22 protein-coding genes and 1 other RNA gene are annotated in these 26,214 nt (G+C 42.9%); 10 read left to right on the top strand and 13 right to left on the bottom strand.

Annotated elements, in window-relative coordinates; translation table 11 throughout:
- Window positions 1–7: 7 nt before the first annotated feature.
- Window positions 8–1,138, bottom strand: coding sequence for a tRNA guanosine(34) transglycosylase Tgt (gene tgt, locus QYC40_RS02175; RefSeq protein WP_301992151.1), 1,131 nt, complete (start codon window positions 1,136–1,138; stop codon window positions 8–10).
- A gap of 159 nt (window positions 1,139–1,297) precedes the next feature.
- On the opposite strand from tgt, the gene QYC40_RS02170 reads away from it, so the two are divergent.
- Both QYC40_RS02170 and rsmG read left to right on the top strand, forming a co-directional pair.
- Window positions 1,298–2,410 (top strand): glycosyltransferase, encoded by a 1,113-nt coding sequence (locus QYC40_RS02170; RefSeq protein WP_301992150.1) that lies wholly within the window; start codon window positions 1,298–1,300, stop codon window positions 2,408–2,410.
- A 17-nt stretch (window positions 2,411–2,427) separates the two neighbouring features.
- A complete protein-coding gene (gene rsmG, locus QYC40_RS02165; protein WP_301992149.1) occupies window positions 2,428–3,063 on the top strand; it encodes a 16S rRNA (guanine(527)-N(7))-methyltransferase RsmG in 636 nt (211 codons plus the stop codon).
- A 323-nt stretch (window positions 3,064–3,386) separates the two neighbouring features.
- On the opposite strand, the gene QYC40_RS02160 is transcribed toward rsmG, so the two are convergent.
- Window positions 3,387–3,617, bottom strand: coding sequence for a hypothetical protein (locus QYC40_RS02160; RefSeq protein WP_149527163.1), 231 nt, complete (start codon window positions 3,615–3,617; stop codon window positions 3,387–3,389).
- 98 nt (window positions 3,618–3,715) lie between these two features.
- Here QYC40_RS02160 and dprA point away from each other — a divergent pair, with 98 nt between their 5' ends.
- The 6 genes from dprA (at window position 3,716) to QYC40_RS02130 (ending at window position 9,329) form a co-directional block, all read left to right on the top strand.
- Window positions 3,716–4,813, top strand: a complete 1,098-nt coding sequence (gene dprA, locus QYC40_RS02155; RefSeq protein ID WP_301992148.1) for a DNA-processing protein DprA — start codon at window positions 3,716–3,718, stop codon at window positions 4,811–4,813.
- Between the two features lie 32 nt (window positions 4,814–4,845).
- Window positions 4,846–6,387, top strand: coding sequence for an MFS transporter (locus QYC40_RS02150; RefSeq protein ID WP_301992147.1), 1,542 nt, complete (start codon window positions 4,846–4,848; stop codon window positions 6,385–6,387).
- Window position 6,388: 1 nt separating this feature from the next.
- Window positions 6,389–6,616: a DUF6814 family protein gene (locus tag QYC40_RS02145; RefSeq protein ID WP_301992146.1), complete on the top strand. Its 228-nt coding sequence runs from the start codon at window positions 6,389–6,391 to the stop codon at window positions 6,614–6,616.
- An 83-nt stretch (window positions 6,617–6,699) separates the two neighbouring features.
- Window positions 6,700–6,797, top strand: an RNA gene (gene ffs / locus QYC40_RS02140) — signal recognition particle sRNA small type.
- Window positions 6,798–6,894: 97 nt separating this feature from the next.
- Complete coding sequence (gene accD / locus QYC40_RS02135) at window positions 6,895–7,737, top strand: acetyl-CoA carboxylase, carboxyltransferase subunit beta (RefSeq protein WP_301992145.1); 843 nt, start codon at window positions 6,895–6,897, stop codon at window positions 7,735–7,737.
- A 200-nt stretch (window positions 7,738–7,937) separates the two neighbouring features.
- Window positions 7,938–9,329, top strand: coding sequence for a sialate O-acetylesterase (locus tag QYC40_RS02130; RefSeq protein ID WP_301992144.1), 1,392 nt, complete (start codon window positions 7,938–7,940; stop codon window positions 9,327–9,329).
- Between the two features lie 146 nt (window positions 9,330–9,475).
- Here QYC40_RS02130 and QYC40_RS02125 read toward each other — a convergent pair whose 3' ends face one another.
- Window positions 9,476–9,820, bottom strand: a complete 345-nt coding sequence (locus QYC40_RS02125) for a hypothetical protein (RefSeq protein WP_301992142.1) — start codon at window positions 9,818–9,820, stop codon at window positions 9,476–9,478.
- A 103-nt stretch (window positions 9,821–9,923) separates the two neighbouring features.
- Between QYC40_RS02125 and QYC40_RS02120 the strand changes: the two genes are divergently transcribed.
- On the top strand, window positions 9,924–10,259 hold the full coding sequence (locus QYC40_RS02120) for a MerR family transcriptional regulator (RefSeq protein WP_149527169.1): 336 nt from the start codon (window positions 9,924–9,926) through the stop codon (window positions 10,257–10,259).
- 2 nt (window positions 10,260–10,261) lie between these two features.
- Here QYC40_RS02120 and QYC40_RS02115 read toward each other — a convergent pair whose 3' ends face one another.
- Genes QYC40_RS02115 through mutS form a run of 3 tightly spaced genes read right to left on the bottom strand, consistent with a single transcriptional unit; the run spans window position 10,262 to window position 14,084 of the window.
- Window positions 10,262–10,756 (bottom strand): metallophosphoesterase, encoded by a 495-nt coding sequence (locus QYC40_RS02115; protein WP_301992141.1) that lies wholly within the window; start codon window positions 10,754–10,756, stop codon window positions 10,262–10,264.
- A gap of 2 nt (window positions 10,757–10,758) precedes the next feature.
- Entirely contained in the window at window positions 10,759–11,466 is a 708-nt protein-coding gene (locus QYC40_RS02110; protein WP_301992140.1) for a tRNA1(Val) (adenine(37)-N6)-methyltransferase, read from the bottom strand.
- Window positions 11,467–11,477: 11 nt separating this feature from the next.
- Window positions 11,478–14,084: a DNA mismatch repair protein MutS gene (mutS, locus tag QYC40_RS02105; RefSeq protein ID WP_301992139.1), complete on the bottom strand. Its 2,607-nt coding sequence runs from the start codon at window positions 14,082–14,084 to the stop codon at window positions 11,478–11,480.
- 259 nt (window positions 14,085–14,343) lie between these two features.
- On the opposite strand from mutS, the gene mtgA reads away from it, so the two are divergent.
- Window positions 14,344–15,087 (top strand): monofunctional biosynthetic peptidoglycan transglycosylase, encoded by a 744-nt coding sequence (gene mtgA / locus QYC40_RS02100; protein WP_301992138.1) that lies wholly within the window; start codon window positions 14,344–14,346, stop codon window positions 15,085–15,087.
- 21 nt (window positions 15,088–15,108) lie between these two features.
- On the opposite strand, the gene QYC40_RS02095 is transcribed toward mtgA, so the two are convergent.
- The 7 genes from QYC40_RS02095 to QYC40_RS02065 all read right to left on the bottom strand — a co-directional run bounded on the left by QYC40_RS02095 (window position 15,109) and on the right by QYC40_RS02065 (window position 26,129).
- Entirely contained in the window at window positions 15,109–16,146 is a 1,038-nt protein-coding gene (locus tag QYC40_RS02095; protein ID WP_301992137.1) for an isoaspartyl peptidase/L-asparaginase family protein, read from the bottom strand.
- 384 nt (window positions 16,147–16,530) lie between these two features.
- Window positions 16,531–17,865 carry a DUF5125 domain-containing protein gene (locus QYC40_RS02090; RefSeq protein WP_301992135.1) on the bottom strand — a complete coding sequence of 445 codons (1,335 nt, stop codon included), beginning with the start codon at window positions 17,863–17,865 and terminating at the stop codon, window positions 16,531–16,533.
- Window positions 17,862–19,352, bottom strand: a complete 1,491-nt coding sequence (locus QYC40_RS02085; RefSeq protein WP_301992134.1) for a glycoside hydrolase family 30 beta sandwich domain-containing protein — start codon at window positions 19,350–19,352, stop codon at window positions 17,862–17,864. Before QYC40_RS02085 ends, QYC40_RS02090 begins: the two co-directional genes overlap by 4 nt.
- A gap of 11 nt (window positions 19,353–19,363) precedes the next feature.
- On the bottom strand, window positions 19,364–20,887 hold the full coding sequence (locus QYC40_RS02080; RefSeq protein ID WP_301992133.1) for a RagB/SusD family nutrient uptake outer membrane protein: 1,524 nt from the start codon (window positions 20,885–20,887) through the stop codon (window positions 19,364–19,366).
- Between the two features lie 15 nt (window positions 20,888–20,902).
- Window positions 20,903–23,878, bottom strand: coding sequence for a TonB-dependent receptor (locus QYC40_RS02075; RefSeq protein WP_301992132.1), 2,976 nt, complete (start codon window positions 23,876–23,878; stop codon window positions 20,903–20,905).
- A 195-nt stretch (window positions 23,879–24,073) separates the two neighbouring features.
- A complete protein-coding gene (locus QYC40_RS02070; protein WP_301992129.1) occupies window positions 24,074–25,732 on the bottom strand; it encodes a DUF6377 domain-containing protein in 1,659 nt (552 codons plus the stop codon).
- Window positions 25,722–26,129 (bottom strand): RNA-binding S4 domain-containing protein, encoded by a 408-nt coding sequence (locus QYC40_RS02065; RefSeq protein WP_260040637.1) that lies wholly within the window; start codon window positions 26,127–26,129, stop codon window positions 25,722–25,724. The genes QYC40_RS02070 and QYC40_RS02065 overlap by 11 nt, the downstream gene beginning before the upstream one ends.
- Window positions 26,130–26,214: the final 85 nt, after the last annotated feature.

Raw genomic sequence — 26,214 nt, 5'->3', positions numbered from 1 at the left:
TACAATATTACAAGCGTTGGCCTAAGATCTTAACCATTTTATTTTTCCAATCATAGAACGTGCCATCAATAATTTTCTCACGTGCTTGATCGACTAACCAGAGGTAGAAATGCAAGTTATGAAGCGAAGCAATCTGCGCTCCTAAGATTTCCTGAGAGCGGATTAAGTGACGAAGGTATGCTTTTGTATGAATCTGATCGACTAGTAGATCACTCTCTGCTTCAATCGGACTAAAGTCGTCTTTCCACTTCTCGTTTTTAATATTGATTATGCCATTCTGCGTAAATAGCATCCCATTACGCGCATTTCTAGTTGGCATAACGCAGTCGAACATGTCAATACCCAGTGCAATATTCTCCAGAATATTGACAGGAGTTCCGACACCCATTAAATAACGTGGTTTTTCTTTAGGGAGGATATTCGTTACGACTTCCGTCATGGCATACATCTCCTCTGCAGGCTCTCCCACCGAAAGTCCACCGATTGCATTCCCTTCTCTGTTGAAAGAAGCAATGGTCTCTGCAGACTTCTCACGAAGATCTTTATATACCGAACCTTGAACAATAGGGAAAAGGGTTTGATCATAACCATATAGCGGTTCTGTAGAATCAAAGCGATCGCAACAACGTTTTAACCAACGGTGTGTCATATCCAAGGAACGACGAGCATAGCGGTAGTCGCAAGGATACGGAGTACATTCATCGAAAGCCATAATAATATCAGCACCGATGACGCGCTGAGTATCCATGACATTCTCCGGAGTGAATAAATGCTTGGAGCCGTCGATATGCGATCGAAAAGTCACGCCTTCCTCGCGGATTTTACGAACTTCAGTTAAAGAGTAAACTTGATAGCCTCCAGAATCTGTTAAGATGGGTCTGTTCCAGTTAATAAACTTATGTAAACCGCCAGCCTTATTCAAAACATCTAATCCCGGGCGTAAATACAAATGGTAAGTATTCCCCAAGATAATCTGTGCTTGGATGTCATTGACAAGCTCGTGCTGATGCACCGCTTTGACAGTTCCAGCAGTACCAACTGGCATGAAAATCGGTGTTTTTATTGTTCCATGGGCGGTCTCGATCTCTCCTGCCCTGGCTCTCGAGAGTTTATCTTGTGCTTGAAGCGTAAATTTCATACTAATCCTTAATCAAGCGCAAAAATACTATAAAATTTCGAGCGTGATGCATTTGCCTCATTTAATTCGCATTTATTAACATACAGGCGACAGAATTGCAGGGATATACCGTATCTTTGTCGCTATTCTATGGACACCGAATTGTACATAAACATCATAATGAGCTACTTTCCTCTCGGAATTTTAGCGATCCTCCTGTTATTCCAGCTCTATTACATTCTATTTGTTTACAGCAAACTAGCGCGATATCGCGTCAAATCTTATCAAGATAAAGAAGCATATCCTGCCGTGTCGCTTATCATCTGTGCTCATAACGAGCAAGAAAATCTCAAAGAATACCTTCCGAGCATATTGGAGCAAGATTACCCGGACTTTGAGGTCATCGTTGTTGATGATTGTTCCGAAGATGATAGCAAGTGGATATTAAAGGATTTCTGTGCGCAGTATCCACATTTGCGGGTAGTGGAGATTAAGGAACATGTGCAATTGAAGCACAGCAAGAAGTTTGCTCTGACAATGGGCATAAAAGGCGCTAAACATGAAACCTTACTCATGTGCGATGCGGATTGCCAGCCGAACAGTCCGAATTGGATAAAAGAGATGGCAGGTGCTTTCCAGGATCATAAAGAAATCGTATTGGGCTATTCCCCATACTTTAAGCATAAAGGCTTCTTGAACAAGCTTATTCGTTTTGAAACCACGCATACGGCTATGAGCTATCTGTCTTATGCTCTCAAAAGGAACGCTTATATGGGAGTGGGAAGAAACCTAGCCTATAAAAAGGCATTGTTTTTCAAAGGTAAAGGCTTCAATGCACATATGCATATCAAGTCGGGCGATGATGATTTATTTATCAATCAGAATGCAACCAAATCCAACGTAGATATTGCCATACACCCGGACGCGCATGTTTATTCCGCTCCGAAACTCACTTGGAAGAGCTATTACAAACAGAAAGCAAGACACGCAGGAGCCTCAGTACTTTACAAAGGCAGGCACAAGCGCATGCTGGCCACCCAACTGATTACGGCGCTGCTGTTTTATATCGCGTTATTCGTCTGTGTTGCCTTATTTCCGAGTCTGTGGTATATCAGCCTTAGCGCCTATCTGCTTCGCCTGATCTGTCAGTTCCTCGTGTTCTATTCAATCTATAAGAAACTCGCCGTATTGGACATTCTGATATGGCTACCTATACTAGATATATATTATTATTTTTACATATGTTTCAACGGCCTGTTCAATCGTTCCAAGCAGCAGGTGAGTTGGAAATAATACCAAATTGAAAAAACGTGAATCCAACAGTCGACATAATCTATCAGCATTTTCCACACCTTACGGAAACTCAGAAAGAGCAATTTGCTAAACTCGCGGAAGTATATCCATTTTGGAATGACCAAATCAATGTTGTTTCCAGAAAAGATATTGAAAGTTTATACCTAAAGCATGTGTTGCACTCGCTAGGCATTGCCAAGTTCGTCACTGAATTTACGCCAGGAACGCGTGTTTTAGATGTGGGTACAGGTGGTGGATTCCCGGGTATCCCCTTAGCCATTATGTTTCCACATGTTGAGTTTCACCTGGTCGATTCGATTGGCAAGAAAATTAAGGTGGTACGTGAAGTCGCTGAGGCTATTGGACTAACGAATGTCGAAGCAGACCACATGCGTGCAGAACAGATTGACTACAAATACGATTTCGTGGTTTCCAGAGCCGTAACAAGACTTGCTGAATTTATTCCTTGGATTAGAAATAAGTTCGAAAAACAAGATAAGAATGGTATTCCGAATGGAATATTATACCTGAAAGGTGGAGACTTAAAAGAAGAGATCAAAGAAGCTAGGGTGAAAGCCGAATTACATCCGCTTTCTGCATACTTTAAAGACGAATTCTTTGATACAAAGTATGTGGTCTATGTGCCTATGTAAGTCCTGTTAGGACTTCTGCTTTTATGAAAGATGCTGTTTTCAAACTCCATCAAGACTATTAATTACTGTTAGAGTTTCTGAGGCTGAATAAAAGTTTTTCTTAAAAAGAACTTAACGTCTTTTTGTTCATATTTAGATAAACTTAGATATAGAACGAAATGAAAAACAATAAATCCAATAGCAATCAGGATAATACCCCGAAGTTATTATCAGGGATCTATATTGAAAAGAAACTTGATTTAATCAAAGACGTTTCCTACAGATCCCGTGTTCCAGGAAGAACAATGGAACTTATGAAAAGCTGCAAGATTGAGCTCAAAAAACTATCCTAAGTTCTTGCTAATCGCTGTTCCGATCAGGTTAATCTCCTCATCCATCCCAAACATCGGCAATCCCGTCTCTGGGTTCAGCTTTAGCCAAGTAGTGTCAGTATCTTTAATAATCTGCACATACTCTTTCCCGTCTTTAAAAACCGTATAAGTGTCTTTCTCATCAGGGAAAACCGAGTAGGTAATCTCTCCTACTTCTATATCAAAAGGCTCTTGTAACTCCATAATCAACTATTTAATACAAAACAAAGTTAATTATAAAATTCAATAAGAGGCTTGCAGAAGGGAACCTGATTAATTATCTTTAACAGAACTAACCGTTTATGAGTGCAATAGAAAAGATTGCTTTGACCAAAATCAAGGGCATTGGCCCTAAATATAGCCGACTTCTGTTGGCTTATTTCGGCAATGTAGCAGACCTTTTCGCCAGCTCAACCCAAGAACTAAAATCTATCCCCGGACTTAGTAGCGCTGTAATTCAGCAGATCCAATCGAAGGCCGTCTTTAAGGAGGCGGAGGATGAACTCTATCATATCGAGAAACACGGCATTGATTTACTTTGGTTAGAAGACAAAGCCTATCCGCAACGCTTAAGGCACTGTGAGGATGCCCCATTGGTGCTTTATAGCTATGGCCATGCCGATTACAACAAACAAAAAATAGTCAGTATTGTCGGAACCCGAAACGCCACACATTATGGCAAGCGCATCATCGATGAGCTACTGGACGGCATTAGCGATTTAGATGCTTTGGTCGTAAGCGGTCTTGCCATGGGGGTCGATGTAATGGCCCATATGGGCTGCATACATCGCAATATCTGCAACATTGCGGTATTAGGACATGGCTTGAGTAGAATCTACCCTGCCCATCATCGTGATGTTTCCCGTGAAATTATCCATCATGGTGCATTACTAACCGAATTTACCTTCAACACCATCCCCGATAAAAACAACTTCCCCATGCGCAATCGCATTATTGCAGGTCTGGCGGATGTCACGGTTGTGGTTGAGGCAGGAGAGAAAGGAGGAGCCTTGATTACTGCAGGGCTGGCAAACGACTATAATCGCGATGTCTGTGCTTACCCAGGCGCGGTAGATCAATTGTACTCTGCAGGATGCAACCAGCTTATCAAAAATAACCAGGCACACCTCATTCGAAATAGTCAGGACCTGCTCGATCTGATGCAATGGCATAACCAGGAAGGCAACAAGGACAAAGGCATACAACTCTCCTTACTGCCCGATCTCTCCGAGGATCAACGCATCGTCCATGAGTTTCTCCGCGAAAGCGATGAGGCCAGTGTCGATGAGATAGCCTTTCATAGCGATTGGCCACAAAGCAAACTCGCTATCGTGCTCCTCGAAATGGAAATGGCCGGACATATCGTCGCTCTCCCCGGAAAAGTGTACAAAAACAACTAACAACAAATAATACCTAATAAACCTAAACTAAAATGCAAGAACAAGTAAGTAAGAAAGGAATCTGGAAAGTCATCGGTGCGTCCTCCTTAGGAACCCTCATCGAATGGTATGACTTTTTCATTTTCGGAAGTTTATCCATCGTCATATCGACGAAGTTTTTTCCATCAGACAATCCCACAGCAGCGTTCCTATCCACCCTAGCGACCTTTGCCGCCGGCTTTGTCGTGAGGCCATTCGGCGCATTATTCTTTGGTAGGCTCGGCGACATGATCGGCCGTAAATACACCTTTATGGTCACTCTGGTGCTGATGGGTGGTGCCACTTTCCTCATCGGCTGTATTCCCAGCTATGATAGCATAGGCTACTTTGCACCTGCCATTGTACTCGTCTTGAGGCTATTACAAGGCCTCGCTCTAGGCGGAGAATATGGAGGAGCTGCGACCTATGTTGCAGAACATGCCCCCAAAGGAGAGCGTGGCTATTGGACTTCCTGGATTCAAACAACCGCAACCTTCGGACTCTTTATATCCCTTGTCGTAATCCTGGTAACCCGCGCATTCCTCACCGAGGCACAGTTTGACACCTGGGGATGGCGTGTCCCATTCCTCTTATCCATCCTGATGGTCTATGTGTCTTACTTAATTCGTAAAAACATGGATGAATCGCCAGAGTTCCAAAAAGCGAAATCCGAAGGAAAGACGTCTAAAAACCCTCTTCAGGAAAGCTTTGGAAACAAATACAACCTTAAATTCGTATTGCTTGCGTTATTTGGTGCCGCGATGGGTCAAGGTGTTGTTTGGTACACGGGACAGTTCTACTCCATGAGTTATATGAAGACCGTCATGAGCCTGGATTCAGACCAAGCAGACATGATACTGGGAATTGCCCTGCTCTTTGCTACTCCATTCTTTGTGGTCTTTGGTAAGCTCTCAGACCGTGTAGGTCGAAAATGGGTCATGCTAACCGGAATGTTGCTCGCGGTCTTGACTTATCGCCCCATATACGAAGCCATGTATCAAGTCACTAACCTGAAAACGAAAACAGAACTTGGCCCGGCGACCGTTTCAGAGCCGGTTCAAGTGCCAACAGAAGGTGGATATGATAAAACGACAACAAGCGTAACAAAATACAGCGATGGAACCGTTTTAAAAACAACAGAAATAGCGCATTTCTTTCAGGATGGTGTGGAACGCAATAACAGTGAAGGTGTGAATACAGTCGTGAAAAATACCGTGCATATTGAAGGCACTAATTATTTCTATCTCATATTTCTGATCTTTATCCAGGTAATCTATATTACTTTGGTCTATGGACCCATTGCAGCTTTCTTAGTCGAAATATTCCCGGTGAAAATCCGCTACACCTCCATGTCCCTGCCATACCACATCGGAAACGGAATATTTGGAGGACTCCTGCCGGCCGTTTCAACCTACTTAGCCAGCAATGCCAAACTATCAAACGACCCCACCTTCTATCTCGAGGGGTTATGGTATCCGATCATTATATCGGCAGTCTGCTTTATTATCGGAGCGTTGTATATTAACAAAAACATGGTAGCTAAAGATCTTGATTAACATGGAAACACTAAAAAAACTATTAGGAATCGTTTGGATAGTCCTTGCAGTTCTGACCGCATATTTCTGTATTGCCAAATTTGGCATCCCAAAAATTGTTTCCGGACAACAGGAAGATGTCGTTTTCGGTATCATTATCCTCTTTATTCTGACCCCAATTATCTCCTGCGGGTTGGGAATATTTGGATATTATGCCCTCAAAGGCGAATATCATAACGATAAAATGTAAATTTTCCTGACTGACAGTCAGCAGGATAAGTCGGCGATGCAAATATGTTTTCGGAAACATTAAAAATTTGTTAATTTTGCCGTGGGTAAGTCCTTTACGACCAGCTCCCATTGACTCCCCCAGGTTGGGAACAAAGCAAGGGTATTTGGTTGAGCGGTGCGATAAAGGGGGCTTGCCCATTTTTTATTTATAACCTACCCACCCCATCCTTCATTTCGATTTCACCCTCTACATATTAGATATTTTTTGTTTATTTGTAATCCGATTAACAATAGTCTATGAGTTGGTTTAAACGAAACAAAGCAGGAATTCAAACTGCTACAGAAAACAAAAAAGAGGCTCCTGATGGCATGTGGAACAAATGTCCAAATTGCAAAAAGCCCCTTTTAAACGTTGAGCAGGTAGAAAATAAGTTTGTCTGCCATTACTGCGATTACCATATCCGTATAGGTTCTACCGCCTATTTCTCTATATTATTTGATAACAACGAATACACAGAGCTTTTCCCAAATCTTAAAGCGGGCGACCCTTTGAACTTCGTCGATTCAAAACCGTACAAAGACCGTCTTGTAGAAAGCCAAGCAAAAACTGGCCTTAATGACGCTTTACGCTCGGCTGTAGGAAAATTGGACGGACAAGAAATTGTTGTAGCCTGTATGGACTTCTCCTTCATCGGAGGTTCCATGGGATCGGTAGTAGGTGAGAAAATTGCACGCTCTATAGATTACTGTATCGAGCATAAATTACCATTTATGCTGATCTCGAAATCTGGTGGGGCACGTATGATGGAAGCCGCATTCTCATTGATGCAAATGGCAAAAACATCTGCAAAACTAGCACTATTAGCACAAGCAAAGCTTCCTTACATCTGTTTATTGACAGACCCAACAACAGGAGGTGTAACTGCATCATATGCCATGTTAGGTGATATCAATATCGCAGAACCAGGCGCGCTGATTGGTTTCGCAGGACCACGTGTCATCAAAGAAACCATTAAGAAAGACCTTCCTAAAGGATTCCAAACTTCAGAGTTTGTATTGGAACACGGATTCTTAGACTTTATTGTTGATAGAAGACAATTGAAAGATAAAGTTGGTACTTTCTTGAAACTAGTGAAGTAAGCAAAAATTATAAAAAATATCGCAAAGCCGTCTGAATAGACGGCTTTGTTGCTTTACAAACATAGCGAACAAACGCTTCCTACAGGCTGCTCAGCAATTCCGCTTTCTAAAAATCGGCGACCTTCAAGATATCCTGATAGCACAGGACAGCTAATCCAGCACATTTCTTACTTTTATATCTTAAACCTATAACAAAGCCAATGAAACTAAAATCACTACGCCTGGGCTTCATTGCCAGCATTGCCATGTTGCAAACCGCTGTAGCACAACTTCGCCTCCCGCACTTCCTATCCGACCATATGGTCCTTCAACGTAATACAGAAATCAACTTCTGGGGATGGGGAGGGGCGAATCGACCTGTTAAAGTCATCGGATCATGGTTTACAGACACCGTATCCACTAAAGTAGATTACAATGGCAAGTGGTCGGTTAAACTTCCGGAAGGTCAAGCCGGCGGACCATACCAGTTAAAAGTCATCTCAAACAACGAGACCATCAGCCTTAACGATATTTTATTGGGCGATGTATTTCTATGTTCCGGACAATCCAATATGGAATGGGGCGGAAACCAGAACCTCAAGGAAATAATGGATGAGCTACCTACAGCCAATAATCCCAATATTCGTCTGTTGCAGGTTAGCCGCATCGCAGCAAACTACCCACAAGAGGATATCAACAATAGCTGGACTACCCTCAGCGCTGAAACATTGAAACCCTTTTCTGCCATCGGATACTTTATCGCCAAGGAGCTCAATAAGGAATTGAACGTTCCTATTGGCGTCATCAATGCAAGTTGGGGAGGAACAGGTGCCGAAGTGTGGACTCCAAACCACCTCATCATCAATGACCCTTTCCTATTGAAATATGCAAAAATGCAGGATGTAAACCCTTATCGTCCGCACGAAGGTGGCGTTTTATGGAACAGCATGATCCATCCCTATGCCGGATACAACCTCACTGCAGCCTATTGGTATCAGGGCGAAAGCAATGTCGGCTACTACCCTAGCTATGATAAGCTTATGAAAGCCCTAGTAACTTCCTGGAGAAATGCGTGGAACAAGGACTTCCCTTTTTATTTCGTTCAAATCGCCCCTTACGCTTACAATAGTAAGAACGAACCTAAAGGTGCCCTACTGCGCGAGCTACAGGCAAAAACTGCCCTAGAACTCCAAAAAACCGGAATGGTTGTGATCACTGACCTCGTCGACGATGTCAAGAACATCCACCCGAACCAAAAGAAAGAGGTCGCAAAACGCCTATCCGATATGACCTTAGCGGAGGTCTACGACAAACCCATCAAAAACTATAAATCGCCAATTTACAAATCCCACGAAGTCAAAGGAAGTAATATCGAGATCTCCTTCTATTACGCCGAAGGCGGGCTAAAATCTAAAGGTGATATCACCGAACTGGAAATCGCCGGAGCCGATAATAAATACTATCCTGCAAAGGGAACCATCAAAGGCGACAAACTTATCGTGCAATCCAAGGAAGTAAAGAATCCCGTATCTGTCAAGTTCGGATTCTCGGAAACGGCTATGCCTAATTTATTTAATAGCAGAGGATTACCGGTTTCGCCGTTTAGGTTTTAGGTTAGACATTAAAAATAGTATTTAGTAGTTAGTATTTAGTAGTTAGACCTATAGCGCCCCGATCCTGACCATCCTTGCATCCTTTTTTTCTTGGTTCAAGACACGCGCCTAAAATCTCACATCTAATGTCTAACATCGTCTACCTACTACGAATATTTCCAAAACCCAAATCGCTTTCTATTCTTCAGGTAGTCCATATCATGTTGATTGCTATATGCTTCGCGTTCGAAGGAAATATGGAAATAAGCCGTATTAAAGTCTCGATGTTGAATATAGCGATATAAAAACTCGCTGAGATACCAGATATAGAAAGGGATTACGAGGAGCTCGAGGGCTTGGATAAGATGTATCCTTTCGTGGTTTATAAGGATCTTATCCGCTTTATCGATACGATATCGCAGAAAGATGAAGGGGAATATCGTAATTGCCTGTGCTTTTCCGAAGGAAAAAAAACGGGTCCAAAAGCTGCTGACAATCACCTTACCTTTCATGCCGTTAAATTTACAAAATAGGTACCAACTTTATAAAAGGCTTGCTTTTTTTGAATTTCAAAACTAGGTTGTATATTTGTTAATATCATCAACGCGGAAACACATGCCTTATAAAGATCGAGAAATAAATAAATTGTATTATACAATGGGAGAGGTAACTGAAATGTTCGGTGTTAATGCTTCACAAATCCGATTCTATGAGCGTGAGTTTGATATCCTACAACCGAAGAAGAATAAAAAAGGAAATCGCCTGTTCACACAGAATGATATCTCTAACCTAAAGATCATCTTTAATTTAGTAAAAGATAAAGGGTACACCCTTCAAGGTGCGCGCGACTTCTTACGCAGCAATAAGAACGAGGCGAAAGAAAACCAGCGTGTGGTGGATTCCCTAGAAAAACTAAAGAGCTTCTTAATTGAGGTTCGCGATAGCTTATAGGTTTAGTAGCGCGGATTCAACTCGATCACTTCCAAATTCTCAATCTTATCGCCATTGATATCAAAACGCATCAGCGTTCTGACTTGATGCCAGCCTTGTTTCCCGGCGGCACCAGGATTAAGATGCAATAAGCCAAGTTTCTGATCAAATTGAACCTTGAGGATATGCGAATGCCCACAAATAAAAAGCTTGGGTGGGTTTTTCCTGATCTCTTCGCGAACCAAAGGAGAGTATTTCCCGGGATAGCCTCCAATATGCGTCATCCAAACATCAACATCCTCACACATGAAGCGTAAGTGTTCCGGATATTCCAGTCGAATAGGCTTATCGTCTATATTACCGAATACACCACGCAAAGGCTTGAAACCGCGCAGTTGCTCTATGACCTCCATACTTCCGAAATCACCAGCATGCCATATCTCGTCGCAATGCTCGAAATAGGTAAATACTGCCGGGTCCAGGTAGTTATGGGTATCCGATATCAGTCCGATTTTCATTTCTAAAAGGCTAAAAAGAAAGGTTTCAACAATTGTCTGTATGCTTCCGAATGCTGGCCGCGATCCTTATATATCACAAAACCTTCCGATGCAAAGTCTACCCCCTGCATCTTGGTAAAACTTAAGATTAAGCGAATCGGCTCTGCGTCGTCGAATGAACGTATTTTAAGCTCCTCTAGCAAGTGTAATCCCTTCGACGCTGCCATGCTGACCAAAAAGTCTTTCAGCTCCACAGGCACGATGATCTGCAGTTTTCCGGTCGAGTTTAAATGTAATGCAACAAAATCCAATAGTCCTTCGAAGAAAGTGACATCCGTATGTTTGGCCGTTTTACGTCTGGCGTCTGGATTATGAAGGGAATTGATATAAAAAGGTGGATTCGAAACAATCAGATCGTATGATATAGCGGGAGTCCAAAGGAAAATATCCGAGTTCACCAATTCCAAACGATCGACAAAAGGCGAAGCCTTAAAGTTCTCCAGCGCGGTATGCGCCGCTAGTTCATCGATCTCCACTCCGGTAACTGTTGCTTGCTCGAATCGCTGCGCCAACATCAAAGCGATCACACCGGTTCCCGTTCCGATGTCTAAAATATGTTTTGGGGAATCTGCATACGCATGAGCACCCAAGATAACGCCATCCGTATTGATTCGCATGGGGCAATCCTGCTGATCTACCGCAAACTGCTTGAATTGGAAAATGCTCCCCATCGATCTATTGCTTAATTTTTCAGCAAGCGCTGAATTTCATCCAACTTCATCAACGCTTCTACCGGTGTCAGCGTATTGACATCCAGATTGTTCAGCATATCGCGAATCTTCTCCAAAACGGGATCATCAATCGCAAACATCTGCAATTGATAAGCCTGCTTCTGAATCTTCCTCATGCTATCTTTAATCTTCTCCCCACCGGTACGCTCCTGTTCCAAACGTTTCAAAATCTCACTCGCACGCCCGATAAGTTTCGGTGGCATACCTGCTAACTTCGCTACGTGAATACCGAAGCTGTGCTCCGACCCACCCGGAATCAGCTTACGCAAGAAGATGACCTTATTGTTCACTTCCTTCACGCTGACGTTGTAATTCTTGATGCGAGGCATGGAATTGCAAAGCTCATTCAATTCATGATAGTGCGTTGCAAACAAAGTTTTTGCTCGCGCTGCCGGATGCGAATGCAAATATTCTGCAATTGCCCAGGCAATAGAAATACCATCGTAAGTACTAGTTCCACGACCAATCTCGTCCAACAAGATCAAACTGCGGTCCGAGAGGTTGTTCATGATGCTAGCCGTCTCGTTCATCTCCACCATAAAGGTCGACTCACCCGAAGACAGGTTATCCGACGCGCCAACACGCGTAAAGATTTTATCGACGACTCCTAGCTCCGCTTCTTTCGCAGGAACGAATGATCCAATTTGCGCCATCAACACAATTAATCCCGTTTGTCTCAATAAGGCAGACTTACCCGCCATATTAGGTCCGGTGATGATGATAATCTGCTGTGTCTCCGGATCCAGGTAAGTATCGTTGGTGATGTAATCCTCGCCAATCGGCAAATTCTTCTCAATAACGGGATGCCTTCCCCCCTTAATGTCGAGGGATTTGCCATTATTGACTTCCGGTTTCACGTAGAAATTCTTCTCCGCGATGGTCGCAAAGTTCAATAACACATCCAGTTTCGCAATCAATTGGGCATTCAGCTGAATCGGCTTGATATATTCCGCAATGGAAATCAAGAGTTCACCGTATAACCTATTTTCTATTTGCTGGATCTTCTCTTCCGCACCTAGAATCTGTTCTTCATATTCTTTAAGCTCCTCGGTGATGTATCGCTCTGCATTCACTAAGGTCTGCTTTCTGATCCAGCCCTCAGGAACTTTGTCTTTATGGGTATTTGTAACTTCTAAATAATAACCGAACACATTGTTGAAGGCTATTTTCAACGATGGAATTCCTGTCGCTTCCGATTCGCGCTTTTGGATTTCCAGGAGATAATCCTTGCCTCCGAAAGCCACCTTGCGCAATTTATCGAGGTCTGCATCGACGCCATCAGCGATTACATTACCCTTATTCAGCGCTACAGGAGGTTCTGCCTGTATGGTCGACTCAATCTTCTCTCTTATCAGAACACAAGGATTCAATTGCTCCGAGATGACACGCAAGGACTCAGATGCCGGAACATCACATAATGTCTTTAATTTCTCTACCGCATACAGCGCACGCTTCAACTGGCTAATCTCACGTGGGTTGGCTTTCTGCAAACCAATCTTACTGATCAATCGTTCTAAATCGCCGACCTGCTTGATCTCGCCAATCAATTGCTCCCGCAATTCGCGGTGCTTATGAAAATATTCAACCACCTGCAGACGCTCATTGATAGATTTCACATCTTTGAGCGGCATTACGATCCAACGTTTCAGCAAACGTGCCCCCATTGGTGAGGAGGTTTCATCTAAAACGTCCGAAAGCGTAGTTGCATTTTCATTCTGCGAACCGATAAGCTCCAGATTGCGGATAGTAAAGCGATCCAGCCACATATACCGATCCTCCTCAATCCTGGAGATATTGGATATATGCTGTAGATTACGGTGCTCTGTTTCATTCAGATAATGTAAAGCAACGCCCGCTGCAACAATACCAACCGGTAGTCGATCGATTCCGAAACCTTTCATTGAGTTGACTTCAAAATGCTTCAACAAACATTCCGTCGCATAATCGCCAGTATATGGCCATTCGTCGAGCGTATAAGTATAATAGCTCGAGCCAAAATGTTCTACAAATTCTTTGTATTGTTTTTTTGGAAGGATAATCTCTGTCGGTTTAAAGCCTTGAAGTAACTTGTCGATATAGCCGAAATTGCCCTGTGCTACTAAAAACTCACCCGTTGAAATATCCAGAAAAGAGATACCGATGCTCTGCTTATCGATAAACAGCGAAGCCAAATAATTATTCGATTTCTGTTGAACGATGTTTTCGTTGTAGGACACACCAGGCGTCACCAGCTCCGTCACACCACGCTTCACAATGGTCTTGGTCTGCTTGGGGTCTTCCAATTGATCACAAATGGCAACGCGCTGCCCCGCACGTACTAACTTTGGTAGATAGGTCTCCAAAGAGTGATGCGGAAACCCCGCCAAAGCAGTCTCCGATTCCGAGCCATTCCCACGCTTCGTTAAAACGATTCCCAATATTTTGGCCGCTTTCATCGCATCCTCTCCAAATGTCTCGTAAAAATCGCCCACTCTAAACAACAATAATGCGCCAGGATACTTCGCCTTAATCGTATTATATTGCTGCATTAAAGGGGTTTGCTTCTTTTCTTTTGCCAAGGTATTCTCTGTTTTTTCTAAGCTGTAAAAATAGCAGAATTAGCCCGATTTGCCAAACGTGAGACAATGAGATATTAGATATCAGATTTTAGATGTAAGACACTAGATTTTAGATTCACGTCTTTACACCGTTGCAAGCATATTTCTTGTTTTCGGCAGAGTCAAGAGTTGCCGGATGTAAATGGAAATGCGGGAAGATTGTTGTTTATGACATGGAAATTAAAAAATACCTATTAGCTTTGCATCAAAATTAGTGCAGATGGCTATTAAGCGAGCTACGAATACAAACAAGAGAAAGCAAAGCAAACCAAAATCCAATGCCTCCTTATCCAAGAAAATCTTAAGTTGGGTGTTGAAAGGTATTTTAGCTTTTTTTGCGATTACCATACTCTGGGTGATTGCCCTACGCTTTATCAACCCGCCAATCACCTATTTAATGCTTCAACGCGGTTTTGAGCGCAAGGAAGCCGGTAAAGAATGGAAGATTGACAGGAAATGGCTTGCTTATGAAGATATGTCCGATAACCTGAAGCGGGCAGCAATTGCTGGCGAGGATGCACATTTCATGACACATAATGGTTTTGATACCGACGCAATCAAAAAGGCATTCGAGAGAAATCAAGAAGGCAAAAAATTACGTGGCGGCAGTACCATCAGCCAGCAAACCGCGAAAAACGTTTTTCTGTGGCCGGAGCGCTCATGGCTACGGAAGGGATTAGAAACATACTTTACAGGCTTGATTGAGCTGTTTTGGAGTAAGAAGCGAATACTGGAAGTGTATTTAAATGTTATTGAGATGGGCCAAGGTGTTTATGGCGCTGAGGCTGCTGCACAATACTACTTCCATAAATCGGGCAAAAGCTTAACGAAAAAGGAAGCAGCGCTTATTATTGCTATTTTACCAAGTCCACAAAAGTGGGATGCAAGAAGACCTTCGGCCTATATCAACCGGAGAGCAAACAGTATTGTTCGCTATATCAACTACTATAAAATCCCTGAGTAAGCAACTCAGGGATTTCTTTTTCTATTTGTAAATCTCTACAGTAATCTTTCCGTCTTCAGTCACCGTTCCGCGATACATGCCTTCGGTATTAAATGGCATAGCCACCTGACCTTTTTTATCCAAGGCGATCAATCCACCATCACCCCCCATCTGACCAATACGATCGATGACTTGTTGCGAAGCATCTTTCAACGAAGCTTTCCCATATTTCATTCTGGCAGCGACATCATAGGCCGCATTTGCACGAATAAAGAACTCACCCCAGCCTGTACAGGACACTGCAACGCTATTATTATCCGCATAGGTGCCCGCCCCAATAATCGGGGAGTCACCGACGCGTCCAAATTTCTTGTTGGTCATTCCGCCCGTCGAAGTCGCCGCGGCTAGATTGCCTTGTTTATCCAAGGCAACAGCACCCACAGTGCCAAATTTCTCATCCTTGACGAAGGGAGCGATGGATGTTTGTGGATTTGAATGATCTAACTCTGTCTTCTCCGCATCGCGTTTCAAGATATTCTGTAAAGCGTCATAGCGCGATTTTGTCCAGAAATACGAAGGATCGACAATCGTCAAACCCACGCGCTTCGCGAACTCCTCCGCCCCTGCGCCAACCATCATCACATGTTCTGACTTCTCCATCACGGCACGCGCCGCTGATATCGGGTTCTTAATCGTAGTAACCCCCGCGACAGCACCAGCTTTCAAGGTCGCTCCTTCCATAATCGATGCGTCCATTTCATTCTTGCCCTGGTTCGTAAATACGGCACCCTTCCCCGCATTAAATAAGGGCGAATCTTCCATCACATGAACCGTGGCTTCCACCGCATCTAAACTCGATTTTCCTGCCGCCAATTGTTTGTAGCCCGTCTCCAAAGCCTGCGTCAAAACTGCGATATAGGCTTTCTCAAGCGAATCGGTCATGTTTTTCTTTAAGATCGTTCCAGCACCACCATGGATAACCATGATATATTTTGTTGCTTTTTGCTGTGCAAAACTAGCGGAAGAAAAGGTCATAATTCCTAAGATTAAAATCGCCGAAAAGGCTGAACGTATTTTCATATCTTGTTTATTTAACTCGAAATTAGTAGTTTTTTTTATATAAACACGAATAAATAGCAGCAGGGACCTAAATGATATGACAACCCTTCTTTAACCTATGCATACCCAAATCAAAGCCGCTCCCAAGCGGGTTTGATTGGGTTCTACATTGGGTTTGAAAGGGCTTTACAAGGGGATTGAGTAGTAGTTGGTATATAGTAGTTAGTATTTAGTAGTTAGTATTAAGACCTATGATGGGGATGGGAGACGTTTGATTTTGTCTAAAATCTCACTCCTGCCATAGGTCTAACTACTAAATACTAACTACTAAATACTACCCAAAAAAAGCTGCCCTTTCGGACAGCTTCTTGGTTGGAGAATTAACCCCCGTAGTTTAATATATTACTATTGTTGTTTGTTTACGGTTAATACAGCTTTGCTGTTGCCCTGTGATAGGTCGACTTCGAATACATAGGTTGCGCCGGCTTCGAGTTGCTTGCCATTGACAATACCAAAGTTCCCTGGGTCGCGTCCATTACTGCCATTTCCGATGAAGATAATATCACTTTTTGTGGAGATATCGGTATTTTTAAACTCGCCACCCCATCCTTTTTGATGGAAGAATTTAAAGTTGATCGAGTTTGCTCTGATTGATGTTCCGGCAACCACCGTTACGCGGTATTTCTTGCCACCGATAGGCGCTAAACAAAGTGCTTTATCCGTATTCCAACCCACTTCATTGGATGCTACACTCGGTTTACCGATTCCTTCACCAATAATCCAGATTGCACCAGTGCCGTCAGCATTCAGCGAAGCCAGGTTACTTCCGTTCATCGCCTCGACGATAAAGTACTTCTTCTTCAAATCTGCGGTGATACGGTATCTTCCTTTGATAGCGTTGAAAAGGAATTTATCGCTTTCTTTACGTAAGAAATCTCGGTCAACCCACCAGGTATCTAAGCCTTGAAGACCTTCAAAAACAAGTTCCTGATCTTTGTCCATATCCATATCGATGCTATAAACATCTTCCGCAACCATCGTCATATCCTCGCCGTTCAATTTATAGGCAACAAATGGACTTCCTTGATAAGTCATGGTATTGAAGCTTATTGGATATACACCCTCAATGATATTAGTGAATGGAATATTAGCTGTTACGCCTTGCGTGATCGCTTCGCCATCCCAGCCAAATTGCACCGTATTACCGTTCGCTCCAAAGGCAGGTGCTTCGATATATCCATTTACTTTCGTTGCGAACTTATCGGATACCTCATACTGATTTGCCGACTTACGCAGCATTTTGTAGGTTTTACCTTCAACAATTAAGTTCAGGAAAGGAAATTCCGGTCGCGTCAAAGGTAGATCGGCCAGCACTTCCGTTTTTGTAAGTTCCACATTCTGCGCGGTGAAACGTAACGTTGCCGTACCGTTGGCCACATTCTTTAAGAATGGGGCAAATAGCTTACCTTGATATTCTCCATATTCTTTGGTGCGGATCGTCTGGCTTGCTACCACATCCTCGCTGTATAAAAGCTCGACTTTCAAGGTCGATAGATCGACACCTTGATCCGCAACCTTCACTTTATAGCTAATGCTATCTGCAAAGAATGCGGCATTCGGTTTAGAAACAATTTCAATCGTTGGACTACCACCCCCAGTAGGCACAATGAACTCTTCTTTACATCCCACGAGGATGGAAAGGAGCATCAATAAATAGGAATAATTGACTAGTTTTCTCATGGCTTCCAAGTATAAGATACAACAGAGCTTGCAGGTGCTTCATAGCTGAAATGATTCTTACCATCATTCAGGGTGACGCGACTTGCCTCGCCTGTGTCATTCAACAAAACAAAGGCATAGCTGCCATCAGTGTTTTTGAACGCTGAGTATACCAGGCCATTGGCCGTGTATCCCTCTGTTCCTATTCTAACCGCCCCCGGTTTAACAACTGATGACAGATGCCCTATGATATAGTAGTGTGAATTTTTGCGTATAGTTTTATAGTCATGCTTGCTGATATCAACCGCGCCATAACAAGTTTGGCATCCGCCTTCACGGTTTGGCCCCTTATCGGTATCCAGCATCAAGTTCCAAACGATGACACCTTTAGCCCAGTTGTTTACTGTACCTAAAGCAACCTCGCGCATATCCTCTGTTAGGCGCTTCGCCAGGTTGTTGCCATCATTCCAAGTCCCGATGGATGTTTCGGTAAAGATCAGTTCCTTATTTGGAGCTTTCGCGTGGATATCCAATAATTCTTTTTTATCGCCACCATAGTTGTGGTAAGCCGCTCCTGCAAAGAAGGCTGCTGCTACCGCATCTTCATAGATCTTTACTGGATAATCCTGCTGATCGGCCATATCATCATAATTGTAGTTATGGTCGAATGCATAAATTTTAGTTTCCAATCCTGCCGCTTTTAATTTCGGTCCCAATGCCGTTTTAACGAAAGCAAGTTGCTCTGGCCAGAACATAACCATAGAAGCGGAGTTCTTATGATTCAAAGGCTCGTTCTGAGGCGTAATCGAATAGATTTTAATACCCTCTGCTGCCATTGCCTGAATCCATTTGACGAAGTATGTTCCGTAATCCTGATAATATTTCGGGTTCAAGTGCCCACCGGTCCATGATTCGTAGGGAGCAAGATCCGCGAGGTTATTCACCTTCATCCATAAAGGAGCGGTCCATGGGGAGCCCATGATCTTTAAGCTTGGGTTGATTGCCAAAATCTCTTTCAGTACCGGGATCACATATTTCAGCTCTTCTTCCTGCAATGCGAAATTCGCAATACCTGGTTTATCGTTCAAGGTGTACTCGCTCAATGAGAAATCTGAACAGCCAATCGCAATACGGATGTAACTTTGTCCCATGCCCTCCGTTGGAGAGAAGGTCTCTGTTAAGAACTTCGTACGATCTGCTGCCGTCATTTTCAACAGGTTGTAGGCTGTTGACCCTGTAATTGCTGAACCAAAGCCATCCATCGTTTGGAACTTTGTTCCCTCAACTAACTTGATTGTCTTTGGCGACATATTCGATGTTTTGCTGAAGTCCACATAGGTTTTTTGGAAATCCTGGCTTAGCGATGCCGTTGTGGTGTAAATTTTTACATCTCCCGATTGTGGGCCTGTCGGCGGCTCGGGTGTTACGTTAATGGCATCATTTCCACAAGCCGTCAACACAGAGCTATATATGGTTCCGAATAATAATAGTTTCTTGATATTAAGCATAATTCACAATTTTAATAACCTGGGTTTTGATTAATTTTAGGATTCTGATCGATAATTGCCTGTGGAATAGGCATCTTATATGAGTTCTCATTGAAAGGATATACCTGTGCTTTACGACCTGAATCTTTCGCAAAAACACTGTTCATCACCGACTCTACTTTGTCCAAGCGCACCAGATCATACCAGCGCTGCCCTTCAAATGCTAGCTCTAAACGTCTTTCTTTCAGTAAAGCTTCTAACATAGCATCTTTGTTCCCACGAACGCTGCTGCTCAACTTTGGAAGCTTAACACGTGCTCTTACTTTGTCGATAATCTCCGCTGCTGCTGCCAGATTAGCCGTACTTCCCATAATTAGAGCTTCTGCTTTCAATAAAAGAATATCGGCGTAACGGTATTTAATGATATTGCTGAATGCTGAGCGTGTTTTGTACATAAATGGGTAATTGCTCGATGGATAGTAATTGCTCCAGCTGGTTTGATAATAGACGATAGATTCGCTATAACGGATTTGATCGTTCTCTGTTTGGAAAGCTTTAATCAAGTCGCGCGATGGAGTTACCCATTTTGCCCAGGTAAAGTTGCTATCCCAATTTGATAAATCACGTCCGAACATCCAGGTCACCCAGTTTCCATTACCCTGCGAGTAGTGCGCTTCTAAGATTGCTTCTCTTGTGTTTCGCTTTTTAGGATCGGCGGAGCCCTCTACTACGCCAAATAAATCAGTGTAGTCGGCTTCCAAATCGAAACCATCCGCGGCAAGATCATCTGCATACTGAATTACCTTGCTATAGTCACGTAGAGGCTTCTCGGCATAGACTTTTGCTAACACCGCTTTTGCCACTGATTTGGAAAGCTTTGTTTTATCGCTGCTATTGTTAGATGGCGCATAAGGAATTGCCTCGGTCAAGTCTTTCACGATTTGCTCATAGGCTTCTTTCTCTGTTTTTTGTTCCGGGAAGTAATCATCATAAACATCTTCCAATGTTTCCTCCGTAATGTCGCCTCCTACCGTCGTTGTTACGGGTATATTGCCCCATAACCTCACCATATCAAACATGATCATTGCGCGGAATATCTTTGCCTCAGCTTTATACTGATTGCGGAGCGTCGTTGTTAACGACTGATCGGTTACTGAGTCAATATTGACGATCAAGACATTTGCCCGACCGATATCTTCCATAAAACGTCGCCAATCACGCTCGATTACCGAGTTAGAACCCTCAATGCCATTATTCTCAAAGGGAACGACCTCTGCCCCTGTCGTACCGGCATAAGCATTATCAGAATGAGCTTCAGCAATCAGTAACTGATCCATATACCAGTGCTCTTGTCTATCCCGCAATTGGTTATAGATGGTGGTCATCTGGTTATCCACCGCAGCCTTATCCTTGAATACGACTGTTTTCCCTTCTTCGTTGATACCTTCGGTTACATCAGAGAAGTCTCCTAAGGGATCCTTGTCTAATGAACAGCTAGCCATCAAGCCTACTGCACCAAGCATCAACAGTATATATTTGAAATTTCTTTTCATCATTAGCCAGTTTAAATCTTAAAACTCCATGCTTAATCCTACAACAAAAGATTTGCTCTGCGGATATGTTCCCCAATCAATACCTTGGATCGCGCCGTTATTTCCCCATTGATTTACTTCAGGATCGAATCCTTTATATTTCGTCAGGGTGAATAAATTAGTCGCGGACACGAAAGGCTGCAGCTTGTTGATTCCTGCTCTGCTCAATACCTCCGACTTAATATTGTAAGAAAGCGACACGTTTTTCAGGCGTAGGTAGCTTCCGTCTTCCACAAAATAGGTCGAGTTCAACATATTGAAATTTGCTTTTGGCACTTCCGTAATCTGTCCGGGCACTCTCCAACGCTGTAAAACTGCGGTCGTTTGGTTCTTGCCATCGTACATACCTTCCGTTTCCATACGTGAAGCGTTGAAGATATCATTGCCTTGAGAACCTTGTATAAATAAACTTAGGTTGAATCCCTTGTAAGAAAGGTCATTCGTTAAACCGTAAGTAAACTTCGGATTTGGGTCGCCGATGAAAGTACGATCGGACACCGAAAGACGACCATCGTTGTTTAAATCGCGGTATTTTAGCTCGCCAGTTTCCGGATCAACGCCATCACTGATATAGCCGTAGAAATTACTCATTGAGCGTCCCGGCGTATTACGTACCACATTGGCATTGACTACGTCCGATGTTCTCGCAGCATCGTAAATCTGTTGAAAGTCTAAATGTTCTAATCTATTCTTGTTGAAAGAAATATTGAAGTTGGTATTCCATTTAAAGTCGCCTACCAAATTTTTGCTATTCACATTGACCTCAAAACCACGATTGCTCATCTCTGCTTCATTACGGCGGATTGTGTTAGCAAAGGATTGTCCTTCAGGAAGGCTGATGTAAGTCAACATATCAGTCGTGTACTTGTAGTAATAGTCCATATTCACGGTCAAGCGTTGTTGGAAAGCCGTAAAGTCTAAACCTATGTTGGTTTGTGTGGTGGTCTCCCAGGTTAAATCGCGTGTTCTTAAATTTGCTGGACTAATGGTCGCCAAAGCATTTTGTTGGTTCTCTAACCACCATTCGATTCGGCGTATATTGTATTGCATCAGGTAGGAATAATCTCCGATTCCAGATTGATTACCCGTTTTACCCCAGCCTCCGCGAATTTTTAAGTCGTTGATCCAAGATACATCCTGCATAAACTCTTCGGACGATAAGCGCCATGCGGCAGAGAAAGAAGGGAAATATTTCCATCTGTTTTCCGGACTTAGCTTGGATGAGCCATCTCCACGGAAGTTTGCCGTCACGAGGTATTTACCATCATAGTTGTAAGACAGGCGGCTGAAGTACGACATCGTTGCCCAGTCTGACGCACCAGAACCGGTGTTGTCCCAGATAATCTTGTTGGCAGCGTTTAAGGTTTGTATAATATCATCACGGAAGTGTGATGCGTTGATATAGCTGTTGGTATAGTCCGAGCTTACCCAAGAGCTTCCCACCATAGCTTCCAGATTATGTTGGTTGAATGATTTGTTAAACGTTAATACATTATCAAAAGTCAACACGGTATTCATATTACGGCCGTCGAATGCTAAACCGCGATTCTCTCTGCCCCATGCCGTAGAGTATGGATCTAAGAACTGCGTATTCAATCCGTTTCTTCTGTCGAAGGCGAAAGAAGTTCTGAATTGCAATTCAGGCATAAATTTCACTACCGCACTACCAGCAGCTAATAAACGGTTTTCACGATCGCGATTATTCTTGCTTCTAGCCATATTTTCCAATGGGCTTGTGATGTTATTGATACCATAGAATTGGTTGAAATAGCGATTCGGTTCATAAGGGTCCCAAATAGGTGCGTAGGTTGGCGTATTGATTACCGATAATACTGTACCACCGCGGTTAGCGCCCAATCCTTCCGAAACCCCATTGCGGTTGTTGTCGGTATAGGAGAAGTTCGCATTAACCGTTAACCATTTACGGATATCGTTCTCAATGTTCGCGCGGAAGCTATAACGTCTGAAGAAAGCGGTATTTAAGATCCCTTTTTCATTCAGATAACCTCCGGATAGAAAATATTTCAGCTTGTCGGTACCATCAGATACAGAAACCTGATAGTTCTGGGTAACACCTTTACGGAACGCTTCATTAAACCAGTCTGTTTGATCGGTAAGATTTACAGGGAGATCCACTAAACCGATCTCATCCATCAATTCTTTATATTGCGCGGTATTCAGCGGATCGATCTTACTGGTAATTTTATTTTGTGTAGTCTGTAGGTTTAATCCAATTTTAGCATCTCCAACGCGACCTTTTTTTGTCGTGATCAGTACCACCCCATTAGCTCCCATCGAACCGTAAATAGCCGCAGATGAGGCATCTTTAAGGATTTGCATATCCGCAATGTCCGTTGGAGCTAAGAAATCTATATTGTCGACAGGCACTCCGTCTACAACATAAGTTGGGTTATTACTACCGTTAAAAGAGGTAGTACCGCGAATACGAATTGCTGTCCCGCCTCCCGGTGCACCACTAGGTTGTGTGACAGTAACCCCTGCCGCACGCCCTTGAATAGCTTGTGCCGCATTAACAATTGGGCGTTCGTTGATATCTTCTAACGATACCGATGCAATTGCAGTCGTGACATCTTTACGTTTTACAGAGCCATAACCGATAACGACTACATCTTCCAATGCATTGGTCGATGCGCTCATGCTGATGGTCATGTTTCCGCTTTGTGCAATGACTTCCTTATTATCATATCCTATATAAGATACGCGTAGTCTTGCGTTGTTCGGTACGCCTGTCAATGAGAATCGTCCCTCAGCATCTGATGAAGATCGGATTTCCCCCCCAATGACAGCAACCGTTGCCCCAGCGATAGGCTCCTGGGTTGTTGCATCTATTACTCGACCTTGAATCGTATTGCTCGCCTGACCGAAAGCCAAGGATCCTAGCATTGCATACAAGATCAGAAATAGACCAAATGTTACTTTTGTAAAAAGCCTCATAGGATTTATAATTGTTTGTTGAATTAAAATAACTTAGGTAGAGTCTCCTCTAAGACAAATGTAGAAAGCAACTGTGCAACTTTAACCCATTTCAAAACAGGCAAAACAAAAAAGTAACACGTTCTAATATTAACATGTTAAATTACAGCTAGTTATCGATAAATTGAAGCGGATAAAAGTAACCCTATTTTAGGGCTAAAGGTTAAGATTTCCGATGCTTTTGATGCTTTCTTCGAAGTCTTCTTTTGATCCTTCGACTTTGTTCCGAACCTTTACGCGGTAGTTATAAACCGTCCGCAGAGAATACCGAAGGAAGCGAGCAATCTTGGTCGAGTCGGAAATCCCAAGACGGATTAATGCAAATATTCGAAGTTCAGAATTCAGTAATTCATCTTGCTTCAGCACAATTCTTTCATCTTCTTTGAGCAACTTATTGAAATCTTGAATAAAGGTTGGGTATAGGTTTAAGAATATAATATCAAAGTTGTGATACAAATCTTCCAGCTCTCCTTTTATAAAGTTTGGCGACTTGAGTTCTTTACTAATTTCATCATACTGTTTATTGGATAATTTCTTCAGCATACCTTTCCGGCTGGAATCGAGCTTATCAATATAGGAAGAACAGATCTCAAAAAACTGAGCCATGTATTCTTCTTTCAAGTGATTGGCCTCCTGCAAGTCTCTATTGGTCCCCAATAATTGTTCGTTTAAGCTAAATAGCTCTTCATTTACCTTTTTGAGATCTTTTCGGACAACCTTTAGGCGTTTCATTTGCAGATAAACGATTACAAAGACAACGAAGAGCAAGATGGAGAGTACGGAGATGATATATAAAAAAGTCTTGAGCTCATCCTTGCGCTGGGCTTCTTTCTCTTGAAAAGCCGAATTAATAATCGGATAGAAGGAGGAATTTTCAACGGTTCTGAAGCGAACATTACAGAATATCGCATCTTCCATGGCTTTTTGGATAAAAATATAAGCCATGTCAATATTATCCTTTTCAAAATAAGCCAAAGCAAGGCTTTGTAAGGAGGCATTATCGCGAATGCTATTCTTAATATCGGTGAGGGCGGACAATCCGAAATAGTAGATTTGCCCATCCAGTTCGTTCCGCTGTTTATAAATCAGTCCAATCAGATAGGCAACGACGGCTCGTTCTCTATTGGTTTCGTCCAATTCGGATAAGAGCCCCTTCAACTGCTTTTCCGCGGTTTCGACGTTATTTCCGAAGAGGTTCTTCGTTGCTGCAGTCAACCGGTATTCATAAGAGTCCGTAGGCAGGGTGGTTACCAAAGAGTCTCTATATCGTCCGCTCTGGTAGAAGTACTCATGAAAATTAGTGCTTTGACCATAGTGCGAATAGAAATCAGAATAAGTTCTAAAGTAGTCGCTTAGTTGATCAGCCGAAAGGTTTGCTCGGGGTATTGCTTTAAGGATATCACTGGACTCGATAAAACGACCGGCATAGGAATAAAGGCCTGCCAATTGGATTAAGGACTCGTATTGTAACTTGGAGTCGTTTAAACGATGGGCAAGCTGCTCATTCGCAGATACATAACGAATGGCAGAATCTATCTGATAAGACTGGTAGGCCTCAAATAGTGTTTTCTGAAGCGCATAGCGTTCGCGATCTGTTTCTGCGCGCTTTAGTTGTAATTTTAATGCATTTAGCCTTCCAACCTTTTCGCTATCATAGGCGGTCTTCCGGCTTAAGGTTTTGTTGAGCTCGCGCTCGATTGAGTCCAAGGGAAACTGTTGAATTCTATTTTGAGAGAAGGCATGAGAATAGCATATAACCATCAAAAGACAGCTATAGAAGTAGATTGCGTTTGATCTGTTAGGTCTACTCTTCATTTTCGTTATCCCACCAATCGCTTTTCAGATCATCGATCTCACGACGGTCTTTCTTCGTTGGTCTTCCTGTTCCTCGATCGCGCTTCAATACTGGGGCATGGAAAGTTGATTTGAAAGCATAGGTTTCCTCGACTGGTGTATGGTCTTCGTAGAATTGCACGGCAGTCTTGGCATCCACACGACGTTCTAACAAACCTGTCACCAAGATAACCTTGCGCTCAATGCCCTTCTGTATTTGGTAGGTCTCACCGACTTTAACGACATAAGAAGGCTTCACATTTTGTCCATTCAATTTCACCCGACCAGCTTTGCAAGCCTCTGTAGCTAAACTACGTGTCTTGAAAATACGAATCGCCCACAAATACTTATCGATCCTTAATTTTTCTGCTTCTGCCATTTAACAAAAATATACATATCTTCTTAATTTTAGCCTGTTTTTGGCCGACATATCAGCAAAAATCTCCATATTTGTGATTAACAAA

Origin of the sequence: Sphingobacterium sp. BN32, from assembly GCF_030503615.1 — a bacterium.
Lineage (GTDB): Bacteria > Bacteroidota > Bacteroidia > Sphingobacteriales > Sphingobacteriaceae > Sphingobacterium.
Note: the sequence above shows the minus strand (reverse complement) of the source record. Positions and strands in the feature narration are given on the sequence as shown.